The organism is Pedobacter frigidisoli (assembly GCF_032678525.1).
GTDB classification, from domain to species: Bacteria; Bacteroidota; Bacteroidia; order Sphingobacteriales; family Sphingobacteriaceae; genus Pedobacter; species Pedobacter frigidisoli_A.
Genome location: NZ_JAVTSE010000001.1, coordinates 222,389 through 245,689 on the forward strand (window position 1 = coordinate 222,389; position 23,301 = coordinate 245,689).

At 41.2% G+C, this 23,301-nt stretch carries 20 protein-coding genes; 6 read left to right on the forward strand and 14 right to left on the reverse strand.

The features are described 5' to 3' along the window. Positions 1-103 precede the first annotated feature (103 nt). Together R2Q80_RS00890 and pepE are read right to left on the reverse strand one after the other, a co-directional pair. On the reverse strand, positions 104-802 hold the full coding sequence (locus R2Q80_RS00890; RefSeq protein WP_316797781.1) for a hypothetical protein: 699 nt from the start codon (positions 800-802) through the stop codon (positions 104-106). 195 nt (positions 803-997) lie between these two features. After that, positions 998-1,690, reverse strand: a complete 693-nt coding sequence (gene pepE, locus R2Q80_RS00895) for a dipeptidase PepE (protein WP_316797782.1) — start codon at positions 1,688-1,690, stop codon at positions 998-1,000. A 179-nt stretch (positions 1,691-1,869) separates the two neighbouring features. Between pepE and R2Q80_RS00900 the strand changes: the two genes are divergently transcribed. The 6 genes from R2Q80_RS00900 (at position 1,870) to R2Q80_RS00925 (ending at position 11,163) form a co-directional block, all read left to right on the forward strand. Further along, complete coding sequence (locus R2Q80_RS00900; RefSeq protein ID WP_316797783.1) at positions 1,870-2,448, forward strand: RNA polymerase sigma factor; 579 nt, start codon at positions 1,870-1,872, stop codon at positions 2,446-2,448. Between the two features lie 113 nt (positions 2,449-2,561). Continuing rightward, positions 2,562-3,539 (forward strand): FecR family protein, encoded by a 978-nt coding sequence (locus tag R2Q80_RS00905; protein WP_316797784.1) that lies wholly within the window; start codon positions 2,562-2,564, stop codon positions 3,537-3,539. A gap of 234 nt (positions 3,540-3,773) precedes the next feature. Continuing rightward, positions 3,774-7,004: a TonB-dependent receptor gene (locus R2Q80_RS00910; protein WP_316797785.1), complete on the forward strand. Its 3,231-nt coding sequence runs from the start codon at positions 3,774-3,776 to the stop codon at positions 7,002-7,004. Positions 7,005-7,021: 17 nt separating this feature from the next. Further along, the gene (locus R2Q80_RS00915) at positions 7,022-8,470 is read left to right on the forward strand and encodes a RagB/SusD family nutrient uptake outer membrane protein (protein WP_316797786.1); all 1,449 of its coding nucleotides are present in this window, start codon (positions 7,022-7,024) and stop codon (positions 8,468-8,470) included. Positions 8,471-8,481: 11 nt separating this feature from the next. Next, positions 8,482-10,398 (forward strand): redoxin family protein, encoded by a 1,917-nt coding sequence (locus R2Q80_RS00920; protein WP_316797787.1) that lies wholly within the window; start codon positions 8,482-8,484, stop codon positions 10,396-10,398. Between the two features lie 117 nt (positions 10,399-10,515). Beyond that, complete coding sequence (locus R2Q80_RS00925) at positions 10,516-11,163, forward strand: class I SAM-dependent methyltransferase (protein ID WP_316797788.1); 648 nt, start codon at positions 10,516-10,518, stop codon at positions 11,161-11,163. A 3-nt stretch (positions 11,164-11,166) separates the two neighbouring features. Here R2Q80_RS00925 and R2Q80_RS00930 read toward each other — a convergent pair whose 3' ends face one another. From R2Q80_RS00930 to R2Q80_RS00985, 12 genes are all read right to left on the reverse strand, one after another. Then, positions 11,167-11,907, reverse strand: coding sequence for a polysaccharide deacetylase family protein (locus R2Q80_RS00930; protein WP_316797789.1), 741 nt, complete (start codon positions 11,905-11,907; stop codon positions 11,167-11,169). Further along, on the reverse strand, positions 11,904-12,455 hold the full coding sequence (locus tag R2Q80_RS00935) for a WcaF family extracellular polysaccharide biosynthesis acetyltransferase (RefSeq protein ID WP_316797790.1): 552 nt from the start codon (positions 12,453-12,455) through the stop codon (positions 11,904-11,906). Before R2Q80_RS00935 ends, R2Q80_RS00930 begins: the two co-directional genes overlap by 4 nt. Before the next feature lie 10 nt (positions 12,456-12,465). After that, on the reverse strand, positions 12,466-13,083 hold the full coding sequence (gene xrtY, locus R2Q80_RS00940; RefSeq protein ID WP_316797791.1) for an exosortase Y: 618 nt from the start codon (positions 13,081-13,083) through the stop codon (positions 12,466-12,468). Between the two features lie 56 nt (positions 13,084-13,139). Continuing rightward, positions 13,140-13,991 (reverse strand): glycosyltransferase family 2 protein, encoded by an 852-nt coding sequence (locus R2Q80_RS00945; RefSeq protein WP_316797792.1) that lies wholly within the window; start codon positions 13,989-13,991, stop codon positions 13,140-13,142. Between the two features lie 62 nt (positions 13,992-14,053). After that, on the reverse strand, positions 14,054-15,298 hold the full coding sequence (locus R2Q80_RS00950) for an XrtY-associated glycosyltransferase XYAG1 (RefSeq protein WP_316797793.1): 1,245 nt from the start codon (positions 15,296-15,298) through the stop codon (positions 14,054-14,056). A gap of 1 nt (position 15,299) precedes the next feature. Then, a complete protein-coding gene (locus tag R2Q80_RS00955; RefSeq protein ID WP_316797794.1) occupies positions 15,300-16,694 on the reverse strand; it encodes a hypothetical protein in 1,395 nt (464 codons plus the stop codon). A gap of 219 nt (positions 16,695-16,913) precedes the next feature. Beyond that, positions 16,914-18,071 (reverse strand): glycosyltransferase family 4 protein, encoded by a 1,158-nt coding sequence (locus R2Q80_RS00960; RefSeq protein ID WP_316797795.1) that lies wholly within the window; start codon positions 18,069-18,071, stop codon positions 16,914-16,916. Beyond that, a complete protein-coding gene (locus tag R2Q80_RS00965; protein WP_316797796.1) occupies positions 18,068-19,366 on the reverse strand; it encodes a hypothetical protein in 1,299 nt (432 codons plus the stop codon). The genes R2Q80_RS00960 and R2Q80_RS00965 overlap by 4 nt, the downstream gene beginning before the upstream one ends. Positions 19,367-19,369: 3 nt before the next feature. Then, positions 19,370-20,092, reverse strand: coding sequence for a hypothetical protein (locus tag R2Q80_RS00970; RefSeq protein WP_316797797.1), 723 nt, complete (start codon positions 20,090-20,092; stop codon positions 19,370-19,372). A 14-nt stretch (positions 20,093-20,106) separates the two neighbouring features. Further along, entirely contained in the window at positions 20,107-21,051 is a 945-nt protein-coding gene (locus tag R2Q80_RS00975) for a hypothetical protein (RefSeq protein WP_316797798.1), read from the reverse strand. Next, positions 21,038-22,243 carry a glycosyltransferase gene (locus R2Q80_RS00980; RefSeq protein WP_316797799.1) on the reverse strand — a complete coding sequence of 402 codons (1,206 nt, stop codon included), beginning with the start codon at positions 22,241-22,243 and terminating at the stop codon, positions 21,038-21,040. The genes R2Q80_RS00975 and R2Q80_RS00980 overlap by 14 nt, the downstream gene beginning before the upstream one ends. A 72-nt stretch (positions 22,244-22,315) precedes the next feature. After that, the gene (locus tag R2Q80_RS00985) at positions 22,316-23,299 is read right to left on the reverse strand and encodes a glycosyltransferase (RefSeq protein WP_316797800.1); all 984 of its coding nucleotides are present in this window, start codon (positions 23,297-23,299) and stop codon (positions 22,316-22,318) included. Between the last annotated feature and the right edge of the window lie 2 nt (positions 23,300-23,301).

Genomic DNA, 23,301 nt, shown 5'->3' on the forward strand with positions numbered 1-23,301 from the left:
TTCTCCTGCTTTTTTATCTAAGCTACCGTGCAATGCTTTGATTATCATTTAATAATTTGCCTAGCTTTTTACTAAGCCGTTCACTGTGTTATTGGCGCTAGAATCATTTAGCTACCATGGTGACGCTTTGGCTAGCCAAAGCAGTTTTGCTATTAAAATCTGTAGGTCCTGAAGCATAATCGCCATCATAAGCAACCCTGCCTTGACCCTGGGCAATGGTATTAGCACCAGTGTGAGAATCATCTATATTCAGAATTCCTGCTATTCCATTTTTAATGTTATTACCATCTTTTTCTCCAGACATTAAAAATGCGAAAAAGTTATAACCACCATTTCTGTAAGCTTTAACTTTTCCGTAAACAGTAAATTTATTTCCACTTCCACTAATGGCCGTTACCACACTGGTATCTGCTGCACCAATGAAATTCCTGCCCAACATTTTTATGCTGAAATCACTGGTACTTTGCTCATAAAGCTTGATAACTCCATCAATAAGCACATAACCTGGTTGATAAGTATCATAGGGGATATTACTGCTTTTTATGGTGAAAGGCTTGAATAAGTAAGTGCCATTGATATTTGGAGGTGTTGTGCCTGTATTGATAACAAAACCAAGTTTGGTAAGGCTATCCACATACTTTTGCGGAATAATCTCTTCTATTTTCTTGCTTAGAATTTCCTCATCGCTTGGATTAATATCTTTGCTTTTAGAGCAGGATGTAAGTTGCAGCACTGCGCCTAATATTAATGCAAATGCACATCCTTTGGCTGCCGTAGTTAGCTTTGTTGTTTTTTTCATCATTGATTTCTTTTTAAGTTTTGAAAAGCCCAACTGCAACGCTAATGCCAATGGTCGATAATTTGTCTTAAATAGATAAAAATAATGATAACTAACTATACAAATCTACCTGTAATCAGGTATTTGTTTTAGTCCTTAAATAAACAACTGTCCTTTTTCAAAGCATAGATAAGCAGATATCAAAGACCTCGTATTGTGTTATATCTTTTCCCCCGCCGCCAGCTCGTAAGGCGCTTTCCCCCGTTCAAATATCCTGGTGCTTTCGCTTCCCTCTGTAGTAATGCAATCGCCAACCCTTCTAATCCAGTTGCCTTCCCTCAAACCCACAACCTTCACCTCATTTTGCGTTAAAAACTCAGCTATTCGGGTTTCCCGGGTTTCCCCGTTATGCTTTAGCGTCGGGTCAGGGTCCAGGTAATGCGGATTTAAATTAAAAGGAACCAGTCCCATACATTCGAAAGATGGCGGGTAAACAATCGGCATATCGTTGGTGGTTTTCATATTCAGTCCGCCAATGTTACTGCCCGCACTACAGCCGAGATAAGGCTTGCCTGGTACCACGTTCTGCTTGATTGCAGCCATCAACCCCAGTTCGTGCAAGGTCTTTACCAGCAGAAAGGTATTCCCGCCACCAGTAAAAAAGCCTTTTGCTTCACTAACAGCCAAAGCCGGATCATAAAACTCATGCAGCCCCTTTACTTTGATGCTGATGCCCTCAAAAAAGCTTCTGGCCTTTTGCGTATAATCATCATGGCTCATGCCACCAGGCCTGGCATAAGGAATAAAAATGATCTCATCAATCCCGGTAAAAAGTTCAATGATTTCAGCTTTCAGATAAGCTAAATATTCTCCCCCATACAGAGTCGAGGTAGAAGCCAGTATTACATTCATGGTTAAAAGTTATATGCACCGGCAAAATAACCCCCGGCAGCACCACAAAGGTATTAATCCAGTCCAATATCCCCAACCCGGCAGCAAACACTCCACCATTTCTTAAATAAATTGTATTATTTTTAAGGCCTTAACAGAAACATTCTGTTTTTTAATTAAATCTACTAATTTTGTAGAGTATGCGTGTGGTGAATATTTCAGAGGAGGCTTTACTATCCGGTTTTAAACTCGGAGAGGAAACCGCATTCGCTAAAATTTATGCACTGCACGTTAAAAGCATCTATGCTTTCGTATTAAAAATCCTCAAATCCCCCTCTATAAGTGAGGATGTAGTACAGGAAGTGTTCATCAAACTCTGGGAAAATGCCGACAGGATCGATACCAGCACCTCTATTAAACCCTATCTTTTTACAATTGCGCGCAACCTTTCCCTGAATATTATCCGCAATGCCGGCAGAGAACAATGGATCAGTGATGAAATTGCCGCACATGCGTTCGATTCTGCCGAAGATGGACTTGCCTTCACCCAGTACAGGCAAACCCGCCAGTTTTTAGACCACGCCATTGCACAACTTCCGGCAAAACGAAGGGAGATTTATGAATTGTGCCATGGTGATGGATACACCTATAAACAGGCAGCACAAAAACTCGGCATTAAAGACAGCACCATCAATAGCCAGATGGTCAAGGCAATCCGGTCCATCAAAGCATACCTCATTAAAAACGGTGCGCTGCTCCTGCTTTTCACCCTAAAATAACTTTCTGAAAAAAAATACAACTATTTTTTCATCCGGAGTACATGTACCACCGCCTTTATGTGTTATGCTAATAAACACCAGGCAAATTGGAACAGTCAATCAAGCAAATTTTCTTGAAGTACATACAAAACGAGGCTTCTCAAAGCGAAATTGAGCAGGTACTGTCGTTGATGCAAAGTGATAAATACGCCGACGAATGGGAGGCTGCCATGCTTGAGTTTCAGTCGGGCTTCGAAACCAGCGGAGAGGAGCTAGGACTACCCAATCAGGATCAGCTTTATCAAAACATCAAACAGCGTACAGTCAATAAACCCCGACGCTCCCCGCAATGGCAATGGATCGGATACGCTGCAGCCATACTTGTTGTTTGCGCCACCGCCTGGTGGGCACTTCAGCCACATGAAGTATCCAATCAAACAGTTAAACAAGAAATAGCGCAGTCAGGTGCCGAAAAACCCAACGGCCGCAAATGGGTAAAACTGCCCGACGGCACCTCCGTACAGCTTAATGTAAACAGTCACCTCGATTACCCGGATACTTTCGACGGGAAGCAAAACCGCGAGGTAACACTGGTAGGAGAGGCCTTTTTCGATGTCGCTCACGATCGCAAACACCCCTTTATCATTCATACCGGAAAAATAAAAACTACTGTATTGGGTACCGCTTTCAATATATCTGCCTATGATAACGAAAAGTCGGTTACGGTAACAGTAACGCGTGGAAAAGTAATGGTTCAGCGTGCTCAACAAACGCTGGCCATACTTACTCCCGATCAGCAGATCAGCTGGCATGCAAGCGAAGAAACACAGTCAAAAATTAACATCAATGCGGAGGAAGCCATCGCCTGGAAAGCACAGGATCTCATCATGGATGATATCTCACTTGCGAAGGCCGCCGATATGATTGCCGCGCGCTTTAAAGTAAAAGTCGTATTTAAAACCGATCAGGTAAAAGATTGCCGCTTTACAGCTGCCTTTTTAAACCGGAACGATCTCAGTCAGGTAACTGAGGTATTGTCTTCCATCACAGGTGTAAGCTTCGAGCTTAAAGGCAATCAATTGTTCATCGATGGCCCTGGCTGTACCAATTAAATAAATCAACTCAACCCTATAAACCAAACCACAAATGAATTACAAAATCTCCCCGACCTAAAAACCACAACCTTAGAAAAAAGTAAACCCCGGCTGCCACCAGGGCTTACAACAGTTTTCAATCATCTTATCGAACAATCTAAAACCATTGCAATGTATTATAATTATACACCTTTTGCAAGTCTATGTCCGTGGGCTTGTCGCTATACCATTATCCAAAAACTGGGATTTTTTATGAAAGTAAATGCAATCTTGTTAGTGATTTCGCTTTTTACCATCAACAGCTTATTTGCCACCCATACCGCTGCCCAAAACCTGCGGGAAATTCACCTCTCTGCCGGCTTCCAGGGTGGTAGCTTAAAAGAAGCCTTTAGCCGCATCGAACAGCAAACCGAATTCCGCTTCGCCTACAGAAACGAAATCCTCGCCGGCATCAATGCGCCCCAGCTGCCTGCTCAAAATCGCTCCGTTAAAGAACTGCTCGATGTATTGCTGGAGAATACCGGCTTGTCGTACAAAGCCATTAACAACAGCATCATCATCACCCGCAAAAACGTTAAACCCGTTCAGCTTGCGGCCGAACCCATCAGCGGTACCGTGAAAGATGAAAAAGGCATTTCCATGCCGGGCGTATCCATCAAAGTCAAAGGCAAAAGTATCCAGGCTGTTACCGATAGCAAAGGAAATTTTAATATCCAGGCATCCCTTAACGATGTACTGGTATTCAGTTACATTGGGTATGAAAATACAGAAGTCAGCATCAGCTCGACCCAAAACATCATCATCAGCCTTAAACCTGCTGTTGGTACGCTTGATGCTGTGGTCGTAATCGGGTACGGTACCACTACCAAACGAAATAACACGGGTTCGGTAACCACCATCGGTGCCGCACAAATCGGAAATCAGCCAGTTGGCGATCCGCTGGCAGCGCTTCAGGGTCGTGTAGCCGGTTTAGATATCTCTTCCGTTACCGGATACCCGGGTTCAGGATATAACGTACGCCTCCGAGGACAAAATTCCATCACAGCAGGTAACAATCCTCTTTACATTGTAGATGGCGTACCTTTTATTTCCGAAAGTCTCAGCCAGTTTACCGGTGCAAACGGCAATCAAAGTCCTTTGAGCAGCATCAACCCTGCCGATATCGAGCAGATCGATATCCTGAAAGATGCTGATGCCACCGCGATTTATGGCTCGCGAGGTGCCAATGGCGTCATCCTCATCACCACTAAGAAAGGAAAGTCAGGCAAAGGAGAATTTAATGCCAATGTATTTACCGGATTATCTTCACTCAATAAACGCGTAGATATGCTCAGCACTGCCGACTACCTGGCCATGCGCCGCGAAGCCTATGCTAAAGATGCTGTAACCCCAACCGAAACACAGGCACCAGATTTATTGCTGTGGGATCAAACCCTTGATCAAAACTGGCAGGAAAAACTCATTGGCGAGTCGGCCAACCTCAGTGAAGTTCAACTCGGCTTTCGCGGGGGAACCGAACAAACCAATTACCTGCTCAGCGGAACCTTCAGAAATGAAAAAATAATTCTGCCTAAAGATCTAGGCTACAAAAGGGGTGCACTTAACTTTTCACTCAACCACACTTCTGTAGATAAAAAGTTCAAATTTACCAGCTCCGTTAAATACACCGTCGATCAGAACAATACGCTACCCAGCGATGTCACCAGTTTTTTCAATCTGGCCCCCAATTATCCCGTATACGATGCACAGGGCAACTACTACTGGTTTGGTAACGAGCAAAACCCAATGGCTTACTTCGAACGCACCAGTACCAGCAACACCACTAATATCTTCGGCAATACCTCGCTTAGTTACGAGATCCTGAAAGGCTTAAATGCTAAGGTCACTGCCGGCTTCAACCGCATGAATATGGATCAAACCCAAACCTTTCCCAAGCTGGGCTTCAATCCATTAACCTACAGCGGCAGCTCGGCCAACTATGGTGATGGGAAGTTAAATTCTTACATCGTTGAACCACAATTAAACTACAATATAAAGCTGGCCAAAGGAAACCTCTCGGCATTGGTAGGAGGTACCTGGCAGCACAGCGTGCGCGAAACTGAATCGCTGCAGGGCAGTGGTTATGTAAGCGATTTACAGCTCGAAAACATGAAGGCCGCCACTGTACTCACCCCACGTACCTACGCCTATACCAAATATCGTTATACTTCGGTTTTTGGAAGGTTAACCTATAACTGGGATGAAAAGTACATTGTAAACGGAACTTTCCGTAGAGATGGTTCCTCAAAATTCGGACCTAATAACCGTTTCGGTAACTTTGGCGCCGTGGGTGCAGCATGGCTGTTCAGCAACGAAAGCTTCATTAAAGATAACCTGAAGTTCCTGAGCTTCGGTAAGTTAAGGGGAAGTTTCGGTACCACCGGTAACGATCAGATTGGCGATTACCAGTTTCTCGATAGCTGGAGCCCGGTAAGTTATCCTTATGGTGGCCTTCCAGGGATATCTCCCAGCCGTTTTCCTAACCCCAACTACAGCTGGGAGAAAAACAAAAAATTCGAAGCCGGTATTGATCTGGGTTTCTTTAACGAGCGATTGCTTCTTACGGCAAACCTCTACCGTAACCGTTCCGATAATCAGCTTATCGGCAGTACCCTGTCGTCACAATCGGGCTTCACTCAGTACGTAGCTAATCTCCCGGCATTGGTAGAAAACAAAGGCCTCGAGCTCGAGATCAGTTCAGTTAACTTCCGGAATAAAAACTTCTCCTGGAACACCTCTTTCAACATCACTTTCGCTAAAAATAAACTCCTCGAATATCCTGATCTTAAAACTTCAGGCGATGCCTACAGATATTTTATCGGTCAGCCCTTATCAATTGTCATGGGCTTCGATTACCTTGGAGTAAACACACAAACGGGTGTGCCTGAGTTCAGGGATGTCAATGGCGATAAAGCCATCACCGATCCAGCGGATCTGGTTATCCTGGGTAATACCATGCCTCAGTTTTATGGTGGTTTGCAAAACAGCTTCACCTATAAAAACTTCAGTCTTGATTTCTTCATCCAGTTCGTGAAACAAGAAGGGCCGGGCTTAAACTACGGCTACCTGAGTTATTCAAATGGTTATCCCTTCCGTAATAAAGACCTAAGTGCACTCGATCGGTGGACTACCCCAGGCGTACCGGCAAACATTCCGGGTGCAAGTACCACGGCCGGTAAACCCATTTATACCGCCTATCAAAATAATTATCGTTTATCCAGTGCAAACTGGGGCGATGCTTCATTCATCAGGCTTAAAAATGTATCCCTTAAATACAACTTTGCCGAGCTGTTAAAAAGCTGGAAATTCAGCAACATCTCTTTGTATCTGCAGGCACAAAATCTGTTCACCATCACCGGTTACAACGGTTTCGATCCTGAAACAAAAGGATACGCTTTGCCGCCTTTAAGTGTGTACACCGCTGGCTTACAGGTTTCATTTTAATCCCTAACTCTATTCCAATGAAAATTATTTATTATATATTAACCGTAGCAGTATTAAGCTCAGCAGTATCCTGCAAAAAATATGTAAATATCGAAGATCCTAAAGATCAGCTGGTCACCTCCAGCGTTTTCACAACCGATGCCACAGCCACCGCGGCCATGGTGGGGATTTATAGCGATATGAATGCCTTCAACTATCAGTTTGCCAACGTGCTTACCAGTTTCACCTGCGCCATGGCGGCGGATGAGTTTGTATACGGCTCCACACTGGCTAACTTCGATGAGTTTAAAAACAACGCCCTTACACCGGGCAATACCTATGTGGGCTTAATGTGGTCTACGCCTTATAATTTCATCTACCGTGCCAATGCGGTAATCGAAGGGGTAACTGCCTCTACTACCTTAACGCCTGCCGTTAAAAACCAGCTCCTGGGCGAGGCCAAATTCGTACGCGCATTCTGCCACTTTTATCTCGTTAACTTCTTTGGCGATGTGCCCCTTATTTTAAATACCGATGTGCTCACCAATACCAGCAAAGCCCGCACACCAAAAGCCGAAGTATATGCATCCGTAATTCAGGATTTAAAAGATGCCAAACAATTACTGGTACTTGCTTATCCGGGCAATGCCGAACGCATCAGGCCTAATAAAACTGCCGCCACGCTTTTGCTATCCCGCGCTTACCTTTATACGGGTAGTAATGCTTTAGCTGAAACGGAGGCCACTGAAGTCATTGCCACCACAGGTCAATATTCGCTGTTAAACAATACCGATCCCAACAATGCGGCACACATCAGTAAAGTGTTTCTGAAAAACAGTAACGAGGCCATCTGGCAACTGCAGGTGGTAAATACCCTCAACGGAAGAAATACCTGGGAAGGCAATACCATCGTATCAACCGGTGTTCCTCTGTACCGCTTAACTAAGGGCGCCCTTGGTCTGGAGAATGGTTTTGAAGCGGGCGACAGGCGCTATACCAACTGGGTAGGTCAATATTCAAGTGCGGCCGTTCCACCAGTGCAGCATACCTTTCCATTTAAATATAAAGTTCGTTTAGGTACAGCGGGTGCTGCGGCAACCGAATACTCGATGGTGCTCCGATTTGCCGAAGCTTACCTTATCCGTGCTGAAGCGCGTACACAATTAAACAGGTTGGGTGATGCTAAAGACGATTTGAATATCATCCGCAACCGTGCCGGCCTCGCGCCTTTAACTACCGCGGCAAGCCAGGCCATCGCCATGGCACAGGTGGAGCAGGAGCGAAGGGTAGAGCTGTTTTCTGAATGGGGCCATCGTTGGTTCGACCTCAAAAGGTGGAAAAGCACTTCAGGCGATGCAGCTAAAACCCGTGCTGATGATGTACTCAGCCTCACGAAAACCGGCTGGAAGTCTACCGCAATCTGGTTTCCTATCCCTGTCGAAGCCATGCGCACCAACCCGAATATGGTTCAAAATCCAGGCTATTAAAAATCTTACCTATGAAAAACATCACCATAGTGCTGCTCCTGTTTGTGTCTGCAATCCTGCAGGCACAGGCGCAGGCAGTAATCACCACACCCGAAAAAATACAGCGGGGCGATTCCGTTACCATTACCTATAACCCTGCAGCACCCGGTGCCAGTATCCCGGCCGATGCGCCATCGGTAACCATTGTATTTACCTATTCCACCTTTTACGATCTGCCCTGGAAAATGCCGATGATCAAAAAGTGTAACCTGTGGACAGCGAGTTTCAAAGCCGGGCGCTTTGCAACCTTTGCCACCTTCTACCTGCAAAGTGGTGAAACGCTGCAAAAACCAGCTGCCGATAATCACTATACACTGCCAGTATATCAGGGCAACAAGCGGGTTAAAAGCAGCCTCCTACACGAATCCTACAGCCTCTCTACTCAAATGCCTAAAGCGCCCGATTTGCAGCAGCATAAGCTCGATCTAATCAATCAGGAATTGACCAACAATCCTGATAACTATGAGGCAAAGGTGGCGCAAATGGTGGTAAAAATGGCTTTAGCTAAAAGCCCTGCCGAAAAACTGCAATACCGTGAGCAGGCCCGTAAAATCATTGCCGCCCGGCTTGAAGAAAACCCAACCCTTCCCGGAAACATGAATCAGGTAACCATGGGCTACCTCATGATCGGCGAAAAAACCCGCCTCGATTCCGTACGCAAAGTGGTCATGGAACGCTATCCCAATGCCGATTTGTCTAAAGACCTGAAAGCGTCCATCATCTCCCGCGAGGAGAAAAATACCACGGTCAAAATTGCCAAACTCGAAGCCATGCTCAAAAAAGGCGATCAGCCCGGTGAAGAAGGTTCCGAAAGTATACACAAAATGCTTTTTGATTTATATGCTGCCAATGGCGATTCGGTAAAAGCCCTGGCGCATGCTTCAAAACTATATGCCAAAATTAATCCCTATACACCCGAAACCTATAAAAGTATAGCCGTTAAGTTAACCGAAAGCAACATTGCACCGGTAGCGGCCATTTCTTATGCCAATAAAGCACTGGCCATCGCTAACCAGTGGCCAGTGGGCATTATCCGTTATTTTCCTGAGTTCGGCTACATTCCATCTTACGTGCCCGATAGTACGCGCAGGCAGGCCGTGGCAGATGCGACAGCCGCACTGCTTTCCATCAAAGCGCTTAACTACCTTCGCTTAAAAAATACCGATTCAGCCAAAGTGCTTACCGCTCGCGCACTTCAGCAACCGGCCAATCGCGAAGCCACCATCAATGCCGCGCAGGTACTCAGTCAGCTGGGCGATCATGAGCAGGCTTTTAATGCCCTCTGGAAACTGCTCATCAAAAATCCGACAGATTCACTCATCCTCGCAAAGGCAAAAATCAGCTTCCTCAGCTACAATAAATCTGAAGAAAGTTTCCGCGCAAAAGTAAAAGAACTCGAAGTGCTCGAAATTCAGCAGCTTACCGCGAAAACCAAAAACCTGATGATGAATAAGCCCGGTCCCGATTTATCCGGCATTACCGATCTGCAGGGCAATCCCGTTACTGCCGCTATGATGAATGGAAAAGTGGTCATTCTCGATTTCTGGGCCACCTGGTGCGTGCCCTGTATGCAGGAAATGCCTTACTTTCATAAAGTATTCGAAAAATACCAGGATAACCCCAACGTGATGTTTATGGTGGTCAACAGTGGTGCCAATAATACCATTAACGATGCCCGGAACTGGGTAAAGCAAAACCCGCAATACAAATTCCCAGTATACTTCAATAACGATAAAAACATTGGCGAAAAAGTGGGCTTCACGCTCATCCCCACTATTGCCGTCATCGATCAGGAAGGCAAAATGCAGTTCCGTACCATTGGCTTCGAAGGCGAAATCCTGCAGAAGAAACTGGATGTGGAAATCGCTATCCTGCTGGATAAGAAATAGGTTAGATTACGCTCGCTTAACCAGGTGCAGGAAGTTTTTCTGCACCTTTTTTTGTGAACTCTCATTTCAAAAAGCTATCTTTCTCTCGTCGTTATTGGTAGCCCTTTTCCCGTTTTTATGAAGTTGCTTTTAGATAGAATTAAAAATAAAGTCCGTCGTCAATCTTATAATCTGTTCTTATCCCGGTTTGGCTTTGGAAACCGGGTGTCACGAAGCATCTGGGAGCAGCAGTTTGCTGATGGATCATGGAATTATCTGTATGGAAAAGACGAGGAAGCGCATTATCAGCACATCGTTGAGTGTGTAAAGGAGAAAAACGGAAGTATTCTGGATGTAGGCTGCGGCCAGGGGGTATTGTACAGTTATTTAAACAGCAACCAGCAGGGCGCTGATTATCTCGGAATTGACATCTCTGGTAAGGCAATCGAAATGGCGAAGAAAACCTTTCCTGGCGCCACTTTTCGTCAGCTGGATTTCGACTATAACAATCTAGAAGGACAGTCCGACCTGATCATTTTCAATGAGACCCTATATTATTTTAACCAGCCCCTAAAAACGATACAGAAGTGTGTTGAACACAACCTCGCGAAAAACGGAAGGTTAATTATTTCGATGTGCGATTTTAAAGGACACGATGTTATCTGGCAAAAGCTAAGGGGTAAGTACAGGTTTAATTCTTTTAAAGAAATTATCAATGAGAAGGGGCAAATATGGAAAGTAGGGGTTATTAGCACAACACCAAATGTAGCAACCCTTCCACGGTAAAAGTCATTTAACCACCTTCAACACTTTATCAATTAGCCAGCGATAAAGGGCATAGCGTTTCGATAATTTGAAAGTGATTGACCTTTTGGTATCTGCGGCATGAATACCGATCCGGCGTAAGGCATAGCGGTTGGAGAAAGCCTGGTAAATAGAAGTGCCGTAGTGGTAACCAGCATCCTGAAGCAATTGTCTATAATTCTCAGGAACCTCTCCATAAGGATAGCAAAAGGAAACAACTGGTTTAGCTATAATATTTTCAAGGATGTTTTTAGAGTTGTGGAGTTCGTTGATGAACTGGTTTTCTGTAATCTTGTGTCCATATAAATGCTCATGACCGTGACTACCTACTTCCATTCCATTTTCAGATAGGTAGCGCAGTTGGGCAGCATCCATCAGATCAATTTTAGGGGTGTTGGCGCTTCTAACATCCCATTCGTTGTAGCCACCAATTTGAGCAGTCGGAATAAAGAAAACAGCCTTCATGCCTTTCTGTATCAATAACGGTACGGCGAAATCGAATAATTTCGCTGCGCCATCATCAAAGGTCAGGATCACCTTTTTATTTAGCTGGTGCAGTGTCCAGCCCTGCTGCAAAATTTCTTCGAAGGTGGTGGTTTCCAGTCCGAGTTGCTGTATGCCATCCAGCAATACATTAAACTGTTTGGTACTAATTGTCCAGCCTTCGGTTCCTGTTGCCGGAGCATCATCCACATGATGCAGCATAATGATGGGAACTTTGATCAACTGATATTCCTGTCTTTTACTTTAACAGCAGGATGACCCTGATAAATGCCATAAGCATCCAGATTGGTTGTCGCAGTACTGCCCATCGTTAATACCGAATGACTGGATAAGGTTAGCCCCGGACAAACCCTAGCTGCTGCCCCAATCCAAACACCGTCTTCAAGTACAATGGGTTTAGTGATGAGATCGAAAGAAGTTCTACTGTAGTTGTGGTTTCCCGTCATCAAAATGGCCTGTTGCGATATACAGCAATTTGCACCTATGCTTACCCAATCTAAATTCTCAATGTAACAATCTGCCAGCCAGCAGTAATCGCCCACGTTCATTTTCCAGGGGTATTTAATGTGGATGCCAGGTTTAATCCTAACGTCTTTGCCAATGCGGGCACCAAATAAGCGTAATAAAAATACCAGTACTGTACTAACCGGAATGATGCCACTCCTGAAGAAAAACACATCTGTAAAGTACCATAAAAACTGCTTCAGTCTGGATGCACCGATCTGATATCCGCCGGTATTAAAGTTCTTATGGAGTTGTGTTTTTTGCAAAATGATGATGTTAGCCGATTGTTGGATCGCTATCGTTATCCGCTTTTGGAATGGCTTTTCTGGTATTTTTCCTGATCCAGAAATACAGCATCGTAAAAATACAGATGTACACAATTACATTGAAGATCTCATGGTGATAGGTAAAGTTTTGGCGTTGAGACTGAAAGAAACCAAGCAGTACACCTAGCCCGGCAATGCGGCAAACATTTAAAATGTAAATACTTACCAGGCCGATTACCATCATTTTCCAGGTCGATTTCCATGAAGCAGGAAAAGCCAAAACAAATGCTGCGAGAAAGCTCATCACTCCCAAACCCAAGCAAGAATAGTTTACGCGCAGGTAAGGCCCTGCAACCACCATCACATCCGAATCGTTATAAATGGCATAGAAGCCAAAAGCTTTAATAATCCAAACCGCTGGAATAATCAGCCCCGATTTTAATCCCTGAATGTAATTGAAATGCTCCGCAATGCTGGCGTTGTAAAACCTTCCTCCCGGACTCATCACACTATTCATAAAAATGTTGCCCTGACTAAAGATTATGTAAAGCACAAACAATGCAATTACAAATTTAATCGCTTTCTTATCAGCTTCTCTTTTCGCGGCTTTCAGTTGTATTTCGTCCATCTTGTTTGTTCGGCTAAAATTAAGTTAAAGATAAAAATTATATCCTGAGATTTAATTTATTGTCGGTTTTGGAGCGTTTTGATTTTCTGATCCACCAATTTCCTAAACCACAAGCCCTGGAGATAATGGAAACGTCTGGCGGTTTTATTGTCGAATACACCCAGTTGGAAAAACATCCTGAAACCATAGTAAAGATAAGGCCTGATGCCCAAGGGTAACTTCCACCATAAACGTTTCAACCAGGCTTTCCGCTCATCAGGATTTCCAAAAAGGGTAGGGTTCAGGGATTGCTTCCTGAGGTTTTGCATGCGTTCAATTTCCTCCTGTGCAATCAGGTCGCTATAACGTTCATGTTTTTGATACCAAAAATCAATGTCATTTTCTTTAAGATTCTCTTCTACAATATGCCCCTTTTTCCATACCACTGTTTTACCGGGAACGATAAAGCGATGATCCATATTTTCATTAAGGTCAGAATAACCAATACCTGTACGGAACATTTTCAGAAGATAGATGGGGTAGTAGCCACCATAACGGATCCAGGACCCTTGAAAGAAATTCTTGCGACTGAAATAGATGCCATTTACGTCCTGATGTTTTTCATCATTGAATGATTCCAGCATCTCAAACAGTTCCGGCGTTACAATCTGATCCGCATCCAGTCCAATGGTCCAGGGGGTTTGAATATCAAAATGCTTCAATGCAAAATCCCATTGCTTTGGGTGATTTTCGAAAGCATTGGTTTTAACCTGAGTGCCGTAACTTGCGGCTATGCTTAATGTTTCATCTGTGCTGCCGCTGTCTAAGATGAAGAGTGGAGCTCTTAACGATTTAATGGATTCCAATAAGCGGGGCAAATGAATTTCTTCGTTATAAGTTAATATGATAAAACTAAATGCTTTGTTCATTTCTCTATTTCGTCTTTGAGAGGGAGTATTTCAGGACCACGGCAATCTCCACTTCCGAAACATTAAGTTGAATGACCGTCAATTACCGATTGATACATCTCAACATACCTTTCCACCAAAACCTCATCACTATAATCCATTCTGATTCTTGCTGGTCCTGATTCCCTTATTCGATTCCGTTTCGGCCTGTCATCAGCAGCCCTTATAATTTCTTTTGATATGTTATCCTTATTCAAAACAGTCACCCAACCAAAATCTTTTTCCTTTACATAATCTGATAGCCCAACCTGATCCGAAATCAAAACAGGGGTACCTACGCTCAGGCTTTCTATCACTACGTTGGCAAAATTCTCATTGTATGAAGTAAGTATCAACAGGTCATGCTGCGCCATTAACCTGTACTTTTCATCATTGTTTACCTGACCGATCCAGTTGATCCGTGTATTAACTTGCAAGCTTTCTGCTTTATCCTTAAGGCGTTTTACATATTCATCATTACCCAAGCCGGCGATGGTGAGCTGCCAGTTTATCTCCAATTGTGCTAAAGCATCAAATAATAGTTCCAAACCCTTTTTCTCTTCGATCCGTGACAAGAAGATTAATCTAAAAGGAACCTCCCTTTCTTGATACGCTGAGACTGCTTCTTGATACATGCTACCTGATTCCTGATACTCAAAACCCACTAAATTCGGAATGACTGTGATACTTTGCGGAGATACAATCCTCTCAATATCTTTTTTTTCCTGTTCACTTGTGGCGTGGATGTGGCAATGCTTTAAAAGCCTTTTTCCGATAAGAGTATGTAACAGTTTCTTTGAAAAGGAATTGCGGTTATTCTGACTATAGGCAGTAAGCATACCTCTTGGCGACAGTACAATAGGCACTTTGTACCATTTAGCAATAAAGCAACTTAACACAGAAACCAGGTTCCACCAGGCATGGATATGTATAATTGGCTTATCATTATGTTTGTAACGAAGGATCTCATTTCTTAAGTGTGATAATAAGCCTGGTGAGAAATGACTGTGGTCTTTTGTCCACCTTTTGAAATAAGTTACCTGAACACCGTCAACCAAGATTGGATGTTCAGTTTGTACATCTAGTTCTTCCCCACCATTGGCCGTAGTGGTGAGTACTTCAATATTTAATTTACACTCTTTCCCCTGGGCCTGCAACTCATCGCCAGGATTTTCTGAACTGATGATGGCGAATCTATTTAGGGCTTCACACAACTTTCCAACGCTTTGTATAGGGCCACCGTAGATGTAAGCTGGTTTATAGGAAGCAGTGATTTGGATTATTTTCAAATTAAATACTTATCTGCTTTAAGAATTTTTTTAATGCAAACCGACGGATTAATTCATATGTGATCAAATACATTAGTAATCCTCCAACCAATTTGTTTAAAGCCGATTCGAACATATAAATAAGTATAAATAATGGTATAATCATTCCTGTCCCAATTAGTTTGTTTGGACTGCTAGTCATCACATATTTATAAACCGTTCCTATCAGTAAACCATAAATAAATAAACTGATAAACATACCTGGAACTCCAAAATCGATATAATTTTCCGTGATGTAGCCCAAACTGATTGATGTACCTTGTTCGGTACCAGCAACAAATATTCCGGAATACTTTCTTGTCGTTTCAGAATCATCAATTGCAGACTTGTTTGGAAATAAAATCCGGGGTTGGAGAACTCTTCCAACAGCATCGCCCCATAGTCTCCCATGAGTATGTGGTATGACCCTGGGAACATAATCTATTGTTGCAGAAAAATAATCAATATAAGCCAATCTGTCTACAGTTTGTTTGAAGCCCACATCTATTGCGTTCTGATCCACCTTTCCGACCAGCTCACCGAGCCTATTTAGGGATTCTCCGGTGGTTCTTACAACATTTTGATTTATCTGGCCCCCTGATAAGTATTTTCTATATTCTGGCTTTACGTATTGCCATATGATAATCATGTAAATTAATGAGATAGTTATCCCAGCAAGTGGTAAAACTTGTTTGAATTTTAGATCTTTACTATAGATCAACAAAATACCTCCGAAAACTACTAGAAAATAATCCTTGAAGCTGGAGAAGAATCCTGTCAAACTCATCACTACTTCCGCAACTGCAACTATCGAAAATAGCTTAAACTGCTTTGTATAAATGCAACTTACCATGAAAATGAAAAAAACCATCCACTTAAAATCGGCTAGCTTAGAAATTGGTTGTTGAAGTCCTCCAAAACGAAAAGAACCTTCAGATATAAGTGGATATATTAAAGTAACGATAATATAGATTGGGATAATTCTTCTTGAATCGTATGATAATGCTAAAGCCTCATAATCATTATCAGGAAGTTCGTAATTTTTAATCATTAAAAAAATTCCAAGTGCAACAGCTATTAACCCAATATTTCCTAAAATGAAAGCTTCATGTATATTTTTATAATTATCAAAGGTTGCTGTAAAATCAATTCCCTCAAAATTAGCATAAAATACCTTTATATTCACTGATGACCATTGCAGCATTAGTCCCATGAAAAGAAATGGTGCTTCATTTTTCTTCCATAAACAAGAAAATAGAATAAAAGGAACAATAGCAGCTATTACTGTTTGAAACGGATTAGGGCTAGTAACCGCGTATAGCATGAGTAGAAAAAGTAAGATTTTTCCCGAATTCCCTATCGACTTAAATTTGTCCATTTTACACCATACAATTATATCTATTATAAATCTAGCAAATACTCAAGATGCCTAATACTATAGCGGTATCCACATTTTTTGAAATGTATTCCAAGGTTCAATCAATTCGTATCAACAGATTTTATAACTTTCAATCGATTCATCAATCCAAGTTTAAAATATGATACGAATCAACTTTGGCGGATGTCACGATACTACCGATTAATCAATTTATTTATGCTAGTCTTTTTCGAAAGTACTAATGAATGATTTAACTTGGTTTGAAAAACTCCATTCTTTTATTATTTCGTTGCCAAACTTACCCATCTGAGCAAGATTACTTTCCAGGATAACTGATAACTTTTGCTTAAGAGATTGTTCATTTGATGCCTCGAAAACATATCCATTCTTGCCCTCTACTACTAAATCAACTGCACAACCAACCTTATCAGAAACTAAGACGGCTTTAGCAGCAGCCATTGCTTCATTTACAGCCAGGCCCCACGTTTCATTTGGTCCCTTAGAGGGCAAACAGAATAAGTCGCACGCCTGATAAACTACCGGCATTTGCGTTTGGTTCTGAAAATCCAAAAAGTGAATTCTCTCTATAAATTTTTGTTCTAGATGTGCAACTTTCAGCTTTAAGTTTTCTTCGAGTGCTCCGTTGCCTACAAAAAGCAAATGGGCAGAAGAATGCTTTAATTGAATAAAAACATCTAACAGCTGAGCAGGGTCTTTTTTTTCTTCAAATTTTCCCGCATAAAGAATAAGAATTTGATGCTGTGAGATGCCCAATTTTTTTCTTAATCTAAATGCTTCAATCGACCGATCGTCACCGAACCTCTCATTTTCTATGGCATGGGGTGCAAAAATTAATTGTTTTTCTTCAACTCCAAATTTCTTGTAATAATTTTTGTTCTGCTTTCCCACATAAAAAGCAAAATCAATATGTTTATATATCCAGGTTAAAAAGTGTTTTTTAATTCTACTTTTAATCCAACCTGACTCATCAATGGTTGTGCTGTCCCCCCGAAACCAAATAGGGATTTTTTTACTAAAATGCCGAATTGTGCTTAAATGACTTCGATACGCCCAACCATAAATCAAAATTGCATCTGGGCAAAATGATTTAATCTTTTCAATTAGTGATGGGTTTCTAATACCGTTAAAATAATGCCCAGGTTTATCGGCTGTGTTTTCAACAAAAAGATAACTATAACCTTCTAAAAGAGGTAAATCCCAGGTAACTTTTTTCTTGAAACCAGCATCATCTACTTCTTTAACATTCTCCTCTCCATACGTGTAAAAAACCAGTAGATCACATTTTAAGGCAATAAGTTGAAATACTGGTGCGTAATACTGTATTGGATGAGATATGACAATTGCTAGTTTTTTCAATTTATCGAAGGCTTACTAACACAACTATCAAATAACTCACACTGTTTTTGTGTGGTCGCCCTTGCTCTGTACTTCTCAAACTCAGTCCAATCAGTATCTAGTTGAGGCAAATTTTCCTCTGCTACTCCTCTCAAAAAACACTTAATGATCTCCATTGACTTCTTAAAATTTAAGATATCCGCGAGATAGCCGGCTTTGCAGTCAATTAATGATTGTGCAGCACTACTTTGCATATTGAACACTGCTAAAATTGGCTTGTTTGTCATGATGTATGGGTACATTTTAGAGGCAGTATAAGCAGGCTTTTCGTGCCCGGGGATAAAAAGTGCATCCGCAGATTGTAAGTTATATAAGCTATCATAAAAAGAAATCCGATCAGTTTGCTCAGAAACATACTCTTCCACGCCAAGCCTTTCTGCTACACTATATAGTGTTTTCTGCCCACTACCAAGAGGGGCGTAACTGGTGCCTATAAAATGGAACCTTAGTTTACTAAATATAGTGTAATTTGATTTCAAACCTTTTTTGAAAGCTTTTAACAGAAGGCTAACAGCTTTTTGCATATCGAATCCGCCACGTCCTACATATACAATGTGTTTAAATGCTGCATCACTATCATATGCAAGGTGAAGAGAATTCTTGTGATTATTGGCTATTTCCAGATCTTTTTTGAATCCGCCAAAAGTAATAGTGGCTTTCGCTACCTTGGCGAGGTAAGGATAGCGGAGCACTAGATCGTCTAAATAGGCGTCGGAAACTGCCATTAATCCACACACATCTTTCATAGCAATAGGTTCCAAATATTTATCCAATCGATAGGAGAACCAGTATTTTTTTGGCCTTTTATGTTTAGGTTTATCTTCGTAGTAGTTCGTAAACCAAGGATCCTGCATATCAATGATATACGGAATGTTAAATTTTTTCTTCCAATATGAACCTAATATACAAACAGGGAATTGTGTAGTGGAAAAGAATATGAGGTCAAATTTTTCTTTTTTTAAAAGTTGGTTAACATACTTTTTATAAAACCATAATGATCTTAAGGCAATACTACCTAAGCCAAATCTGGAAGTTACCTTTTTGGGTAATGCTTTGATTTTATGTATTTTTATATGATTTGGAACAGACTCGTTCAATAGGTAATCAAAAACAGCATCTGTAAATTTTTCCGCCACACATACAACTTCAACTTGCCAATTAAAGTCTTCATAAAAAGGCAGGCTCATTCTTACTCTCTGCATGTCTGCCGCATTTGAGGGCGCAAAATATGGAGAAATTATTAATGCTTTTTTCATCGGTTATGCATGTATTTTAGAGAAGAATTTTGGATATAGCCCCATTGTCATGTGGATCCCATAAGCGCGAGCTATTTTTTTCTTCGGCTTACTCCTTACAGGAAGCCAAATTTTTAGATAATAAAAGAATCTTTCCCAACGTTTATTTTTCCAGTTGTTCCAGCCAATTGTTTTGTCGTAATAATCAATAACACATTGGTAATTCCAACGCCAATCTAGTTGATAAACCCTGTCATTTTTAAATAATATGTGGTTAAGGATCGCCTGATCGAATGGCCCCCAAATAGTTTGTGAAGAATCTAACGGCTGATATTCACCTTCATAATAGGCATACTCCAAGAATTTCAAAGCAGATTCGTCGCAGACAATAAAACCTGAATTTCCAGTCCATTTCACATGTGACGCAACTGTGTTAACTTGGACGGCATCCATACATAGGCCAACATAACCTTTTGGTACTTCTTCCATTTCGGGCGCATCCGTTCTCAATAGCAGGTCGTCGTCAATGATGATATATCTCTCAAAACCAGGCAACATTTTGTGCACCATTAATTTGGTGAAATGCAGAGAACGAACAAGATCACTTTGATAAGGTTTTTTCAGCAAGCAACTCGAATAATTATGTTTCGCCGCCCATTCTGCAAGCCGGGGATAGGTAAATTTTGTCAAATGCTCTCTGTCACCTACCGAAACCATAACAACAATTGTATTTGTGTGTTTCCTCAAATTATTTGTTTAAACTATTTAAATAACTTTTCCCTAACATCTTTCCAATCTATTACCTCATCCACTATATCATAGAATCCATTTTGAGACTTGGGAAGATTGTTCTGCTCTATTCTTTTGATTAAATCCGGTAGGCCTCCATAGAAATTTTGATTGCGGTAGGGTGGATGTAAAGACCACATTCCAGATCCACTTCCCAAAAAGTCTATTCTCTTTAAATGGTGTATTTTCATTAAATCAGATAATTGGTGCTCGGGCAGGTCGGCATTTGGATTACCTTTAATAATAGCTTTTACCTGATCTTTTAATTTGGGCCTGGTCAATTTGATTTTATGGAGGGTTATCAAAGATTTTCTAATCATGAAAATCCTTGTGCTAAAACCAGATATTTCATACATGAAAGGTATACCGTTAATTTTTTTTATAATGTCCTGCCCTTTTAGTTGTTCATTTTCTGCAGGCGGACCAGGAAGTGGGGCTACACACAATAGGTTACTATGTTGGTTAAATAGCCCGGTAGCTTCTGCTATCCATTTGCTACTATGCCCGCCTAGAAACATATCCGAATCTAAATGAAAAATCAAGTCATTTTTACAATGATAAAGGCCATAGAAATAAGCATAAAAAGGTCCACCCCTGAAATCTTTTTCAGGGATATAAGTATTGTTAAAAAAATATTGAGCAATTTCGCGCTTTTTTTCTTCCTGGTAATCTACCTGGATAACCTTCACTTCGAACGATTGAGAAATATCCTTAAGTAACCATTCAAGATTACGTATATTCTCTTTCCATCCTTCAGCAAACCTGCCTTTGCTAGGTTTAGACTCCACCGTTAAAATTATTTCATCAACCTGACAAGCCAATGCCTTTAATTGATGCGGCAATATAAATTTAGCGATGCGGAAGTCACCTGGTGAAAGATTGATCTGTAAACTTACGGGTTCTTTATGATAATGCATATTTGACCAAATTCAATAGATTTATTTTCTGGGTTTTCCAGTCGTACGCATTTGCCATCTTGTGGCTGTTTGCTTTCGCATTTTTTATTGCATGTGGATTATTAAGCCATTTTGCGAGCGCTGCTTCATCCGGTTTGTTGAAATCGATCAAAATGCCTGGATTAAATAGCTTGAAAACCTCCTGCTGCCCAACGGTATTCGTTGCAATAATAGGGAGTCCCGACTGTACGTACTGAAAAAACTTATTGGTTATTGTAAATTCTCTGTTTTTCGGTTGATGTAATTCAATTGCTAAACCCACATCAAATTTGCTCAGCGTTTTTTCCATCTGGGTGGTAGGAACTGGGGGATAGAAAAAGACATCAAATCCCCGATCAATAAGTTTTTGGATTTCTCGTTTATATAATGGTTCTATTTCCCCTATTAAATGTAATTCAACATTAACATTCAAACGGTTTAATATTTCGATAAATTCTTCCAGTCCACGGCCTTTTCCAATATTTAAAGAATACCAAACCAGTTTTATAGGTAACTTAATTTGTTTTTCGATTTGCAATATTTGCTGATCAACTTGAAAACTATTGTAAATTACATTGGGCTGTTGAACATGGTATCTTATTGATAGTTGCTTAGCTAGCGCCTCAGAAGTAGTTGTACTATATCTGCCATTTTCTAAAGCAAATGCCTCTAGGTGTCTTAAAAGTTTAATAGGCCGCAATAGGACCGCTTCCCTTAGTAAATCTTCAGCATGCCAGTCCTCAATATCGAAAGCAACATTTAACCCTGATTTCACTAGATTAGCGCCAACATAAAGTGGCAATTCCTGGTGGCAGATGTACAGATCGGCTTTAATTTTTTTACTTATACTAATGTAACGTTGAGGTGCATAACCAAGCGCATAACAGGTTTCCCATTTAAAATATTTGATCAGTAAGTTACCGACTTTTTTTAAAGCTCTATCAAAGAAACTGCGAAAATCATTTTTGGATAAATCTGATATATGTTCAATATAAATAGGGAATCCGTTCAAAAGTGCCAGATCAGCAGCCACTAAAACTTTTGAGTAAACGGAGTTTAAGAGGTATACTTCATAACCTGCTTCTATAAGGGCAAGAGCCTCTTTAAGCACTCGTGGATTACGGCTCAAATGGGTATGGGTAATGATACAGACTTTATATACAATTTTCTCCAACTTATTTTAGCGTTCAGGTATTATCCAATAATCTAAGGTTTCTTTTGAAGGTAAGCAGTTAAGTTATTAACCTTACTCCTTTTCACAAGCCGAAGTGAGAAAGTTGAAGTGTTTCGAAAGTCTTTGTGGAGACCTGATGATTTTATAACAGGTTAAAGGTGATTTTATCCACGTTAATAAATATCTAAAGATATCTAATATGCTAGCATTCATCCATAAAATTCTTGCGCTCTTTAATGATAGCCCGGTATGCAAGAGGCTTGTAATATAAGGCTTGTTACCATTACGAGCCGTTAGCCATAATTCATTGGCAAGGTTAATACGGGTTTTACTGTCGGTGCATTTAAAAACTGATGAGATCAACAAGACCTGGTATGAGCCCCAAAGCCATAGCTTTTGCGACCTTGCTGTTTCTTGTGTTACAGAGAAGTTGACACAGGGTTCGTTTACAACAAGAATGGGATGTGGAATCACTCGTTCCCGAAAGTGCTCTGTTACATCTACAGGCAAGTCATCTGGCGTAAGCCAATTGTTCGACTTGTCAGTCTTCCAAAGCATTGCGCTATTGCAAATTTTAGCACTGCCACATTTATCTTTCAATTCATATCCGTAAAATTCGATGTCTGTTTTTTTATTCCATGCGTAATTGCCAGTCTTTATCCATTCACCATCCCCGGTCTCACTCCATATGTTTTCATTTGATACTGCTAGTTGGATGTCGGGCCGATTAGAAAGCGCAGTAATCATCTTAAAAAGGAAGTCTTTTTCCCACCAATTGTCATCTTCCAAAATACTGGCGTATTTTTCTTTGTTTCGGCTGGCGAAGGCATAATTGAAATTTCCTGTTGCACCTCTCTTTATGACAGGTATAGAGAGGTAAATCCTTTCGTCTTGATAACCTTTGATAATTAAATCAACTTCATGATCAGCTGGATCGTCATTAATTACTTCCGCGATCCAATTAGTATAAGATTGATTAATAAGCGAAGCCAATGCCCTTTTCAACAGAACAGGCCTTCTATAAGTGATGATGAAAATTCTGACTTTACAATCCATGC

What these genes read in the sequence shown, in the direction of transcription:
- R2Q80_RS00890 (WP_316797781.1), bottom strand. Translation starts at nt 802, where the DNA reads ATGATGAAAAAAACAACAAAGCTAACTACGGCAGCCAAAGGATGTGCA.
- pepE (WP_316797782.1), bottom strand. Translation starts at nt 1,690, where the DNA reads ATGAATGTAATACTGGCTTCTACCTCGACTCTGTATGGGGGAGAATAT.
- R2Q80_RS00900 (WP_316797783.1), top strand. Translation starts at nt 1,870, where the DNA reads ATGCGTGTGGTGAATATTTCAGAGGAGGCTTTACTATCCGGTTTTAAA.
- R2Q80_RS00910 (WP_316797785.1), top strand. Translation starts at nt 3,774, where the DNA reads ATGAAAGTAAATGCAATCTTGTTAGTGATTTCGCTTTTTACCATCAAC.
- R2Q80_RS00915 (WP_316797786.1), top strand. Translation starts at nt 7,022, where the DNA reads ATGAAAATTATTTATTATATATTAACCGTAGCAGTATTAAGCTCAGCA.
- R2Q80_RS00920 (WP_316797787.1), top strand. Translation starts at nt 8,482, where the DNA reads ATGAAAAACATCACCATAGTGCTGCTCCTGTTTGTGTCTGCAATCCTG.
- R2Q80_RS00925 (WP_316797788.1), top strand. Translation starts at nt 10,516, where the DNA reads ATGAAGTTGCTTTTAGATAGAATTAAAAATAAAGTCCGTCGTCAATCT.
- xrtY (WP_316797791.1), bottom strand. Translation starts at nt 13,083, where the DNA reads ATGGACGAAATACAACTGAAAGCCGCGAAAAGAGAAGCTGATAAGAAA.
- R2Q80_RS00945 (WP_316797792.1), bottom strand. Translation starts at nt 13,991, where the DNA reads ATGAACAAAGCATTTAGTTTTATCATATTAACTTATAACGAAGAAATT.
- R2Q80_RS00955 (WP_316797794.1), bottom strand. Translation starts at nt 16,694, where the DNA reads ATGGACAAATTTAAGTCGATAGGGAATTCGGGAAAAATCTTACTTTTT.
- R2Q80_RS00965 (WP_316797796.1), bottom strand. Translation starts at nt 19,366, where the DNA reads ATGAAAAAAGCATTAATAATTTCTCCATATTTTGCGCCCTCAAATGCG.
- R2Q80_RS00975 (WP_316797798.1), bottom strand. Translation starts at nt 21,051, where the DNA reads ATGCATTATCATAAAGAACCCGTAAGTTTACAGATCAATCTTTCACCA.
- R2Q80_RS00985 (WP_316797800.1), bottom strand. Translation starts at nt 23,299, where the DNA reads ATGGATTGTAAAGTCAGAATTTTCATCATCACTTATAGAAGGCCTGTT.